Here is an 11,917-nt window from a genome sequence, read left to right on the forward strand (position 1 = left end):
ACGCCTGCGGGGCGCGCCGTCCTGTGTTCTCACATCAATACAGCCAACGGTAACGCGCACCGATCATGGTGAGCTGCGAGCCGTTTTGCGCGAGATGCGCATGCTCGAAGTAGATTGCCGCATGGTCGCCGCCGAATACCGATCCGGCAATCCCGACATCGGCATTGACCCCCCAGCCCTGCACGGTGTCGTGCACGAGGCCGACATCGAGGTAGGGCCGCCAGGCGTGCGTGTAGCGCTGGGCCAGATCGTTGCCGAAGCCCACGTACGCGCCGAACTGTGTATAGCTGTTCGGCATGAAGGTCGCCGCGGAGACCGGTCCGGCGTCAGCCGGCACGAGCCGCCGGAGCAGGGCGTCGGGCTGGCCGCTGTCGTTGTAGCCGCCATGCGCGGCGACGAAGCGCAGCGTGTAGTCGGGATAGTCGGTGCGGATCTTGTAGTCGAGCTCCGCTTGCTGGACGACGCCTGTACCCAGGAGGTTGCGCGCCTGGCTGTAGAAGCGGTCGGCCTCGACGCTCGCGCTGAGCGACCAGCGCGGATCGATCTGCCACAGCAGGCTGCCCACCGCGAGATCCTTCATGCCGCCCACGAAGAGCGTCTGCGTTTCGTCGCTTCGCGCGTTGCGCGCGATCGAGCCCGTCAGGGTGAGCGGCGAGGCGCTGCCGGTCGTCGCGTCCAGCCGGAAGGTGTAGAAGGAATCGAGCCCGTCTCGCCGGCCGAATGCGGCGTTCACGACCGAGTCGCGGGTCTGGCGGCGCACGAAGAGCGAGGCCTCGCGGTCCACCGAATCGACGTTGACGAGCTGCGTCGTATCGCTGCTGCGCTGGAATCGCTGCACGCCCTGAAGGCCTGCCAGGTAATGGTCGGCGAGCTTGAGGCTGGCCGAGACCGTCTGCTGCACGTAGTCGAGCGGGTGCTCGACATAGCTCTCCACCGAAGCGCCCACCGACTGGTCCCAGAAGAGCGAGGTGTCGACTAGACGTTCGTGCATCTGGTCATCGTACGGCGCGCCGTCCAGACCCTCGAACGCGTGCGCCTGCGCAGCGCCCTGGCGGTCGACGAAGCTTTCGCCGTCGATGCGGCTGTACAGCGACAGCGAGGCGCTGCGCGTATCGAGGATCTGCGCGACTTGCCGGGCATCTTCCTCGGCCAGCGCGATGGTGAGCTGTTCGTTGCGCTCGCTCGCGAGCCCGTGCGCGTAGCGGCGCGCAAGCCAGCGTTTGGCCACTTCGTTGTGCTCGTTCGAGAGCGCCCACGCCACGGCGACGTCGCGCGCCACCGCCAGGCGCAGGCGGCGGTATTGCGCCTCACGCCCGGCAGGCGCGGGCGGCGGCGCGATGCCGGGCGCCGCGCCGAGCAGGCTGCGCCCGGAAGCGTCGTCGGGCGGCGGCGCCTTGGCGGCCGTCAGCGCGGCAAGCAGATGGGCGGCGTAGTCGCCGTTCGCGAGCACCTGCGCGAGCTGGGCGCGCCGCCCCTGCAACTGGTCGGTTGCTTCCCATTCGTTGCGCGCGGGCGTGGCGAGCCGCCTGGCGCCGGGCTTTGCCGCCTGGGGTGTCGGTGGCGTCTGTGGTGCCTCGTGCAGCAGCGCGAGCCAGACTTGCCGCCGTACCGACCACGCAAGCGCCACGTGCCCCGCCATTTCCTGTGCATCGGCGTAGGTGAGCAGCCAGAGCGGATCGCGGCTGTTCGTGACGGCCTGCCGGCGCAAATAGCGCAGGGCCGCTTCAGGGCGGTTCAACTGCATTTCGCCGGCGGCGTATGGGCCCCAGAGCGTTTCGTCGTCCAGCGAGCGGTCGCGCCAGCGGCGCAGCGCCGCGCGCAGCTCGTCTTCGGTGCCGATGTCCACCACCATCCAGAGGTACGCGGCGCGCGTGTCGGTACTCGTGCCCGGGAAATTCACGGCGCGACGCAGGTCGGCGAGCGCCGCCTCCAGCTTGCCGCTCTGGCGCTCGTACTCGGCGCGCGCGGCAAGGAAACCCGGATTGCGTTCGGCGGCCTCGCGCCTGGCAGGCGTGAGCGAGTCGAGCAGCGCGCCGGCCTCGTCGAGCGAGTGCGCGGCGACGAAGTAGTTGATCGCGTCGCGCAGCGGCTGGACCTCGCCCGTCTTGCGGTACTGGCGCGTGGCCGTGCGCGCCGCGTCGATCGGGTAGGGATCGTAGAAGAAGGTCATCGCGGCGAAGTCCTCCGGCTCGGCGCCGGGACTCACGAGCAGATGCTGGTAGGCGAGATTCGCGTCGGCGTCGTCCTGCAGCAGCCGTGCGAGCTGGCCATAGGTGCGCCAGTAGAGCGTATCTGCGTCGCCGGCATAGGGCTGCGCACGCTTGAGCGCGGCGAGCGCCTGAGCGTATTCGCCGCGCTGGTAGAGCAGGTTCGCGCTGCGCTCGGCGTACTCGGTGTTGCGCGGCTGCGCCTGCTGGAGCGCCGCGTAGGTCGCGAGCGCCTGGTCGAAGTGGCCGCTGCGCTGCGAGAGCCATGCGTAGCGGCGCAGCATTTCCTCCGTGCGCGTGCCGTGTGCGCGGGCTTTCAGGAACGCGAGGCCGTCGTCGGGGCGGCCGAGCCGTTCGTAGGCAGCGATCACGTCGTCGACGAGCGAGAGATTGTCGGGCGCGGCATCGCTGGCATGCACGAGCGACTGCACGTAGGCCTCGTCGTCGTTGAGCATCGGCGCGATGCGCTGGACGTTGTGCCAGGCGTCGGGGTCGCCGGACACCTGCGCGTAGGCAAGCCACGACTGTAGCGCGGCCATCGGCTCGTTGCGCCATTCCTGGACTTGCGCGAGCCGCTTGCGCCACTCGGGCGCAGCCCCTGGACGCCCCGCCTGCTTCGCAGCAATCGCTTCGGCGTTTGCGAGGTCGTTCGCTTCGAGGAAGGACTGATAGAGCGTGAGCGCGAGCTTGTCGTTGGCCTGCGCGTCACGGGGGGCGGGCGCCAGGGCGGGTGCCGCCGCCGCTACACGCAGGAGGCGCACCGGCTGCCCGGCCGCATAACCGGCTTCGACGATTTCACCGGACGCACGATGCGCACGCATGCGTGCAGCATGCTCGAACTGCTCGATGCCCGCGAGCCGCAGCCACTTCCCGCGCTGTGGCGCGGGATCCGCGTGCGCTACGGCGAGCCGCATGGCGCCCGCACCGGGAGCGCGTTGCGAGACGAACTGCATGAGCGCGCGCGCATAACGTGCGACGAGTTCGGGGCGATTTGCGGCGCGCGCGAGCGCGAGCATGACTTCGAGCGCGGCGCGGTCTTGTGAGAGCGCGCCAAGGTGCGCGTTGCCCTGCGTGAGCGCTTCGTCGAGCAGATTGCCGGCCTGCAGCGCGTCCACGGCGGCGATGAAGTCGCGCCGCGCCTCGTCGCGCGTGGCCGCCATCGACTGGGCGGTGAAGTACGCGGAGGCGGCCTCGCGGTAGGCGGCCGTGGCGAGATACTGGTGGCCTGCCTCGCGCTGCCAGTGCAGGCGCCGTGCCGGATCGGCCGCAACGAGTCGCTCGTCATAGCGCGCGGCGATGTCGGGCACATTGATGGCGAGCGCCTGGGTGGCGAGCCACTGTAGCTGCGCGGGCGTCCACGTCTCGGGGATCATCGCGGCGAGCAGCGCCCGCGCCTGCGCGACATGGGTTGCGCGTTCGGTGGAGCCGGGCTTCGCCATGAAGGCGCGCAGCAGTTCGCAGCGCAGCCGCAGATGGTCGCTCGCCTGGCGCGCCGCGGGCGTGCCGAGCGCGGCGAGCCGCGCGGCGACCGATTGCGCGTCGTCGAGCCGGCCGAGGCCGAGGTACTGTTCGCCGAGCGCCTTCAGATAGATCGGGTCGGTGGGCGTGCTGCGCAGCCATGCTTCGAGGTAGGCCGTGTTCAGCGCGTTCGGCGTCGAATTTTCGATGACGCGCGAGCGCAGGTGCGCCGCGCCATAGACCCCGCCGAGCGTGGCGGCGACCGCGAGTGTCGCGCCAGCCAGCAGGAGCGCCGAGGCGATGCGGGGCCGCTCAGTGGCCACAGTCCACCTCGACAGGCTGATAGGTCACACGCACGCCCGGCACGGCCGGCGTGACGATGCGCAGCGTGTCGCCCTGGCGCTGCGTCTCGAGCGCGTGGCCGCCGCTGCTCGCGCGGCACTGGGCTGCGTGCGCGACGGCGATGAAGGGCTGGTAGTAGCTGCCGAACTCGAACTTCAGGCCCTGTGCGGTGCGCGTGAAGTCACGCACGAAACCGTTGGCCTCGGCGATATAGGGCAACTCGCCGTTCGGATCGGGGCGCACGAGCGTGAAGCGCGCGCTGCCGCCGTCGAAATGGATATAGTTGCCGTCGGGGCCCGCCGCGTAGCCGGTCACGCCGTGTGCGTCGGCAAGGCGCGGCACGTCGTTGCCAGCCCAGTGCAACTCGCGCACGCTGCCGTTGCCGCGCACGAGCCAGCCGTCACCGTCGCGCGCTATGGCGAAGGTATGCCAGTCGAGCACCTTGCGCACGTAGTCGGCGATCTGCACAGGCAACACGGGCTGCGCGAGCACGGTCCTGAAGATCGTGTCGAGCGCGCGCAGTGAGGCGAGCTTGGTGCCGCTGTACATGTGGTAGTAGACGTCGATCGGCTTGAAGCGCAGCGGCCGGTCGGTCATCTCGTAGGTTTGCAGCACCTGGTCGAAGCCGTAGAACGGCCCCTGCCAGTCGTTGGTATAGACGTTCTCGTCCTGGTTCGGCGCGAGCACCTGGTAGGCGCCGGGACCCTTGTCGATGCCGATGGGCGCGATGTTGGTCCAGCTGTTGTTGTTGCGCGTGATGACGGTGTCGCCGCCGTTGATGTTGAAGACGCCTGCCTCGTACGTGCGCCGCACCGCGACGGCCGGCGGCATGCAGTCGCCGGACCACTGCAGGACGACGACCTTTTTCCCCGGCGGGGCGAGGCGCGAGTTGATATAGGCGATCGAGCCCGAGATCTCGCGGTCCAGACTGAAGTGATAGCCGGGAATGTTCAGCGAGAAGGCGGCGTCCGAGCCGCCGCGGTCGGTGCGTGCGCCGCTCTTGCCGTCCACCTCTTCCCAGACGAACGGATGGGAGTACGTGTGCGTGCCGATGTCGACGTAAGGCAGCGCGAACATCTTGCGGGCGATCGCTTCGAGGCGCGGCGAGATTTTCGGATAAAGACCGTCGGGGCCGACCTCGCCTTCGATGACCGATAGCGTCATCGGAATCGGGTAGCGCGTCCAGATGCGCTGGTAAAGCGCCTCGCCCGAGTAGTCGGGGCCGGGGAACTCGGCTCGCGAGGCAAAGCCGTCGCCGTCCACGTGGGTCATGAGCAGGCGCCGGCCGTTTTCGGTGGTCACGCTCGGCCCGGGCAGATCGGCGAGGCGCAGCGTCGCCTTCAGGAAGTCGATGGGCTGGATGACCCAGCGCTCCTGATCGATGCCGTCGAGCGAGGTTTCGGTGTACTGATTCAGCGCGAAGCCGCCCCACGGCATCACGCCGATGGCGTCCACGCGCGTGCCGTTGGCGTCGATGCCGAGCAGCGAGCGGCCCGCCGCCTCGACGCGTACCGCCGGCAGGTCGCGCGGGTCGGGGCGCGGCATGGTCTCGAAGCCGACAATGGGGTCGTGCGCGACGATGCTGAGCGGGCCCTTGAGCGGGCCGTTCACGGCGGCGAGCCCCGGCAGTTCGCTCGAATCGCCGGCGGCGAAGCCGAACTGGCCGAGAAAGGCGATGGGCACGTGGGCGCTGCGCACGCGAGCGATCCAGCGGCGCCAGGCCATCTGGTCGGCGACGTCGCCGTGCTGGATCCAGACGACCACGCCCGCGTAGCGGTCGGGCGTCACGTGGGGCGGCAGCGGGCCACCGATGTCTGCGTACTGGACGTCGTAGCCCAGGTAGTTGAGCGGCGTGGCGAGCACGCGCACGCCCGGCGTGAGGTCGATCTGCTCGTCGGGCTCGCGGTCCTGCACGACCAGCACCTTGCGCGGCATCACCTCGATGCGGCCGATTCCCACGACGTCCTGGGCCGGATCGGTCACGTAGGCGTCGAGGCCGGCGGCCAGCGCCTGCTGGGCCGTGCGGCGCGCACACGCACGGTCGGTCGCTTCGCAGTACTCGATCGTGACGACCGGCACGCCGGTCTCGCGCGTGAAGGCCTGCGCTGCCGCGAGCGCATCCGGCGATGCAGTGGCGGGCGTGGCGTCGGCGGTCGCGCCTGAGGCGAGCCCTTGCGTGAAGAGCGGGCCGGCGAGAACGGCATAGATGTCGCGAGCATGCGCGCGGGCGGCGCTCAGGGCGTCGGGGCCGCCCAGCACAATGGCCGCGTTTGGGTGCGCCGCGCGGATCACGTCGAGTGCCCCGATAGCTGCGGGCGTGTCGAGCACGAAACCGCGGAAGCCGCGCTGCCAGAGTGGCGCAATCTCCTGTTCGACGAAAGACTGCGTGGATTCGCCGGGCTGCGCCGCCGCGCGCGCCACGTAGACCGTATGGGCAAGCGGGTGCGAAGAGGGATCGAAGCTGCGCGACGGGTCGAGTACTACGGCGTCGAACGCCTGCAGCATGGAGACGGGGGGATCGGCGCCGTCGAACGTGGCCAGATTGACGTGACGAGGGGCGGTGGCCGTGACTGCGGCGGGGGCGACAGGGTTGGCCGTGGCGGACGGGAAGGCCCAGGCGGTTTGCGAGCACGCGCCGACGGCGATACACGTGACCAGGAGGCACCTTGTCTCGAAAATCCCCGATAAATTACTCACACGTCGCGCGCGCAGCGCGATTCTCTCTGCAAGGCTTGCCAACTTCGTGCATCCGTTAGTATTAGTAGGTGGGGAACACTTCAGCGCGCAAATCAATCGGTGAGCTTCGAAAAATCCGGCGAGACATTACTCATCTGTTCGGCGCGTTTTCTTCCTGCTTTGGCTGCCGAAAATTACCACTGTTTTGCCATGATTCATAGGCTTCTTTAACGATTTTTGTCATTTCTTCAGAGTAACCGCTGAATTGCGGAGAATGAAAGGGTTAATATTATTTTGATTTTCTCGTGCTATGGCGCGGCGAAAACGTTTTACCTTGCATATATGAAGCCGGCGCGCCGCCGGCGGCGGCGAGCGCCGATTTTTCCAGCGCGTGTTCGCCTTGTGGGCCACGATGAGGAACGCAAATGATGTTCGCAAACGTTTGATTCATGAAAATTGACATTGCCTTCGACGCTCCTCAAAAATGGCGATTCCTTTCGGTGTTGAAAGACGGATATTCGCGTCCATTTCAATATCGACTGAGGTTTGCCGTGGGCGCTGAATGATCCAGGGATGGCAATTTCGATCGATGCGCAAATCGATCTGGATATCGCAAACGTTTGCGTAACTGGCGGGTCGCCATTCGGCCAGGGCAATTTACCCGGAATTGGCCGCGCATTCAAATGGGTGCATAGCGCGCCGTGAACGGAAAGTCGCTCATCGCCACGCCCCCGGCGTGACCTGACCTCACAGGCACGCCCGGTCAACTCATCGCGCCGCTCGCCATCTGCGCGCGCTTGCGCAGCCAGTTCATGCTGGCGAGCAGCGCGACGGCGAAGATCATCAGCAGCGTCGCGACGGCGAGAATCGACGGATCGATCTGATCGCGAATGCCGCTCCACATCTGGCGCGGCACGGTGCGCTGAGCGGGGCCGCCGATAAAGAGAATCACGATCACCTCGTCGAACGAGGTGGCGAACGCGAAGATGCTGCCGGTCGCCACGGCAGGAAGGATGAGCGGCAGCGTCACGCGGCGAAACGCCACCCATGGCCGTGCGCCGAGCCCGGACGCCGCGCGCAGGAGGCTTTGATCGAACGACAGCAGCGACGCCGTCACGGTGATGACGACGAACGGTGTGCCGAGCGCCGCGTGCGAGAGCACCACACCCGGATACGAATTCACGAGGCCGAGCGGCGCGAACACGAGATAGAAACCGGCCGCGACCACGACGATGGGGACGATCATCGGCGAAATGATGAGCGGCATGACGATGGCGCGCAGCGGAAAGCCAGGGCGGCTCAGGCCGAGCGCGGCGAGCGTGCCGAGCACCGTGGCGATCAAGGTGGACGCCGCGCCGATGCCGATGCTGTTCGCGAACGCGCGCTGCCAGTCCGGGGAGTTCAACGCCTGCTCGTACCAGCGCAGCGACCAGCCCTGCATCGGATACGAGAAGAACGAGCCCGAATTGAACGAGAGCGGCACGATCGCGAGAATCGGCGCGACGAGGAAGAAGAAGATCAGCGCGCTATGCAGTCGCAGTCCAGCGCCTGCGATGCGTTCCGAGAGGAGCCGGGGGCGGGCGTCGTTCATGTCGGGCTCGATGGTTCAGTAAGTGCGTGGGTCGTGGGCGGCCGCGGTCAACCGAAGCGCAGCCGGTCGATGCCGACGAGCCGGTTGAACACGAAATAGAACACGCCGGTGAAGATCACGAGATAGCAGGACAGTGCACCGGCGAGGCCCCAGTTCAGTTGATCGTTGGTCTGCTCGGCGATGAGCTGGCTGATCATTTCGTCGCCTGCGCCCCCGAGCAGCGCAGGCGTGATGTAGTAGCCGAGCGCCAGCACGAACACGAGGAAGCAGCCCGCGCCCACGCCGGGAAAGGTCTGCGGTACGTACACGCGCACGAACGCGACGGCCGGATGCGCGCCGAGCGACTTCGCCGCACGCATGTACGACGGCGAAACGTTCTTCATCACCGAATAGATCGCGAGAATCATGTACGGCAGCAGAATGTGCGTCATGCCGATCAGCACGCCCGTGCGGTTGAAGATGAGCGGAACCGGTTCATGGATCACGCCGAGGCGCAGCAGCGCGCTGTTGATCACGCCACCCGGTTGCAGCAGCACATACCACGCCGTCGAGCGCACGAGCAGCGACGTCCAGAACGGCACGATCACGAACATCATGAGGCGCGAGCTTTGTTTTTCGGGCAGCGTCGCGAGCAGGTAGGCAACCGGATAGCCGAGCAGCAGGCACAGCAGCGTCACGCTCGCACTGATCGCCACCGTGCGCGCGAAGGCTGCGCGATAGACGGCGCTGCCGGCGGCCACTTGAGCGACGGCGCCGTCGGGCGCGACCTGCGCGTCGACGGCGTTGAGCAGGTAATCGGGCGTGGGCGACTGCGAGGCGCGCCTGAGCAGCCGCCACGTTTCGGTGTCGCCCCAGCGCGCGTCCAGATCGATGAGCGCGGGTTTCCACTGCGCGGGCGTTTGCGCGCGCACGGCACGCGCGGTCTTGAACAGCAGGCTCCGGTACTCGGGCTGATAGAAGTTCATGCGCCGCGCGATATCGCCTAGCTGGCTGTTTTCGCTTGCGCGCTTCAGATCGACGGCAAGCGCGGAGAACACGCTTTCGCCGGGCACGCCGACGCCGCTCCAGGCCGCGAGCGCCGCGCTCAGATGCGGCATGCCGTGGCGCACTTCCGGGTTCTGCACGCTGCGCGCGAGCAGGCTCGCGATCGGCGCGACGAAGGTCACGAGCAAAAAGACCAGCAGCGGCAGCGCAAGCGCCAGCGCGCGAAGGGCCGCCTTGCGGCGCGCGGCGAGAAACGACGCGCGGCCGGCGGCCGTCGCGCCAGGGCCGGTGTAAGCGGTGGTGGGCAGCGGTGTGTTCATCGTCGCGTGGCGCCTGGGCGGTCGAAGCGGGAGGGTCTCGTGCGTGCTCGCGTTACTGCGTGAGCCAGTTCTGGAAGCGCTTGTTGATCGCGTCCGCGTTATCGGCCCAGAAGGTGGCGTCGATCTGCAACGGCCGCTTGAAGTTCGCGGGTGCGGTCGGCAGGTCGTTCAGGCGCGCCTTGTCGATCAGCGGAATTGCGTTCTTGCGGGGCGGCGCGTAGGCGATGTACTTCGACAGATCGGCGTAGGCCTGCGGCGTGGACGACGCGACGATGAACTTGCGCGCCGCATCGCCATGCTTCGCGCCCGCCGGCACGCCCCACCATTCATAGTCGTACACCTGTGCGTCCCACACGATCTTGAACGGCTTCTTGTCCTTGTGAACGGCGTCGTCGATGCGGCCGTTGTACGCCTGGGTCATGACCACCGCGCCGTCGGCGAGCAACTGCGGCGCCTGGGCGCCCGCGTCCCACCAGACAATGTTCGACTTGATCGTGTCGAGCTTCCTGAACGCGCGATCGACGCCGGCGGGCGTGGCGAGCGTCTTGTAGACGTCCTGCGGGGCGACGCCGTCGGCGATCAGCGCCCATTCCATCGCCACCTTGGGCGACTTGCGCATGCCGCGCTTGCCCGGAAATTTCTTCAGGTCGAAGAAGTCGCCGATGGTGGTCGGCGCGGTTTTCAGCTTGCTCGTGTCGTAGGCGTAGACCGTCGACCAGACCATCGCGCTGACCGCGCAATCGCTGATCGACCCAGGCAGGAAGTCAGCGGTGTTGCCGAGCGTCTTCTTGTCGAACTTCTCCAGCAGGCCTTCGTCGCAGGCGTTGATGGCGTCGTTGGTTTCGAGGTCGATCAAGTCCCACGTCGGATTTTTGGCCTGTTCCATCGCCTGGAGCTTGGCGAGGCCGCCGTCGTACGATTCGGTGCTGAACTGGTCGCCCGTCTTCGCGGTGAAGGGCTCGAACCACGCCTTTTTCGCGGCCGCTTCATAAGCGCCGCCGAACGTCACGACCGAGATCGTGTCGGCCGCGTGCGCGCCGGTCATGGCGACCATGCCGAGGCCGCAGGCGGCGAGGGCGGTGCGGATCATAGAGCGATTCGTTTTCATGCTTGTTTGACTCCTGCGATGGATGGCGAGGCGGATGAAATGGATTGCGGGGACGGTGGCGACGACGCGGCGCGTGCGCCGGACTCCCCGGCCGGCGCACGCGCGCTGGAAGTGACGGTGACGGGCAGCACCTTGCAGTCGTCGCGCCGCCAGGTCACCACGGTCCGATGGCCGAGCGCGGGCAATGCGTGATGCTGGGTGTTCGGCACCTTGACGACGAGCGCTTCGCCGTTCGCGAGTTTCAGATGCACGCGGTGGTGATCGCCGCAATAGACGAGTTCGTGGACGAACGCGTGCAGGGCGTTGAGGTTCTGCCGCTGCGCGTCGAGCACGCTCGCGTCGGTTGCGGCGATATGCGCGCGCTCGGGACGCAGCGCGAGCATTGCCGTGTCGCCCGGCTTGAGCTGCGTGCCTGCGCGGCCATGCACGGTGCCGCCTTCGGCGAGTTGCAGCGCGGCCCATTCGCCGTCCGTCGAGGTGACGCGCCCCTTCAGGCCGTTGTTCTCGCCGACGAAGCTCGCCACGAACGCGTTGGCCGCATTCTCGTAGAGTTCGGTCGGCGCGGCGGCCTGCTGGATGCGGCCATCGGAAAACACGGCCACGCGATCGGACATCGTCAGCGCTTCATGCTGATCGTGCGTCACGTAGACGACAGTCAGCGCGAGTTCGCGATGCAGGCGCATGATTTCGTACTGCATGGTTTCGCGCAGGCGCTTGTCGAGCGCGCCGAGCGGCTCGTCCATCAGCACGACGCTTGGCTCGAACACGAGCGCGCGCGCCAGCGCGACGCGCTGCTGCTGGCCGCCCGACAATTGCGCGGGGCGGCGTTTCGCGAGATGCCCGAGTTCGACCATGTCGAGCGCGCGCGCGACGCGCGCCTGCTGCTCGCTGCGGCTCACCTTGCGCACCGAGAGGGGAAACGCCACGTTTTCCGCAATCGTCATATGCGGAAAGAGCGCGTAGTTCTGGAACACCATGCCGATGTCGCGGCGGTGCGGCGGCTTGTCGTCGAGACGTTTGCCGGCGAGACGAATCTCGCCGCGCGTGGGCGACTCGAAGCCCGCGAGCATCATCAGCGTGGTGGTTTTTCCGGAGCCCGAAGGCCCGAGCAGCGAGACGAATTCGCCGCGCACGACGTCGAGGTCGAGCCCGTCGACCACGCTGTGTACGCCGTCATACGACTTGCTGACGCCTTGGAATGAAATAAACGGTTCGCTTTGCATGGGACGGC

Annotated in this window: 7 protein-coding genes; all 7 read right to left on the reverse strand. The window is 67.3% G+C overall.

The window, feature by feature from the left end; genetic code table 11:
• Positions 1-34 precede the first annotated feature (34 nt).
• Positions 35-3,988, reverse strand: a complete 3,954-nt coding sequence (locus BHE01S_RS00405; protein ID WP_052405614.1) for a tetratricopeptide repeat protein — start codon at positions 3,986-3,988, stop codon at positions 35-37.
• Complete coding sequence (locus BHE01S_RS00410) at positions 3,978-6,704, reverse strand: sugar ABC transporter (protein WP_042259285.1); 2,727 nt, start codon at positions 6,702-6,704, stop codon at positions 3,978-3,980. Before BHE01S_RS00410 ends, BHE01S_RS00405 begins: the two co-directional genes overlap by 11 nt.
• A 268-nt stretch (positions 6,705-6,972) precedes the next feature.
• On the reverse strand, positions 6,973-7,146 hold the full coding sequence (locus tag BHE01S_RS37560; RefSeq protein WP_157025047.1) for a hypothetical protein: 174 nt from the start codon (positions 7,144-7,146) through the stop codon (positions 6,973-6,975).
• A gap of 300 nt (positions 7,147-7,446) precedes the next feature.
• Positions 7,447-8,274 (reverse strand): ABC transporter permease, encoded by an 828-nt coding sequence (locus BHE01S_RS00415; protein ID WP_042259286.1) that lies wholly within the window; start codon positions 8,272-8,274, stop codon positions 7,447-7,449.
• A gap of 47 nt (positions 8,275-8,321) precedes the next feature.
• Positions 8,322-9,578, reverse strand: coding sequence for an ABC transporter permease (locus BHE01S_RS00420; protein WP_042259288.1), 1,257 nt, complete (start codon positions 9,576-9,578; stop codon positions 8,322-8,324).
• A 52-nt stretch (positions 9,579-9,630) separates the two neighbouring features.
• On the reverse strand, positions 9,631-10,668 hold the full coding sequence (locus tag BHE01S_RS00425) for an ABC transporter substrate-binding protein (RefSeq protein WP_245639597.1): 1,038 nt from the start codon (positions 10,666-10,668) through the stop codon (positions 9,631-9,633).
• 14 nt (positions 10,669-10,682) lie between these two features.
• On the reverse strand, positions 10,683-11,909 hold the full coding sequence (locus BHE01S_RS00430) for an ABC transporter ATP-binding protein (protein ID WP_042259292.1): 1,227 nt from the start codon (positions 11,907-11,909) through the stop codon (positions 10,683-10,685).
• Positions 11,910-11,917 lie beyond the last annotated feature (8 nt).

This window comes from Paraburkholderia heleia NBRC 101817 (assembly GCF_000739775.1).
GTDB classification, from domain to species: Bacteria; Pseudomonadota; Gammaproteobacteria; order Burkholderiales; family Burkholderiaceae; genus Paraburkholderia; species Paraburkholderia heleia.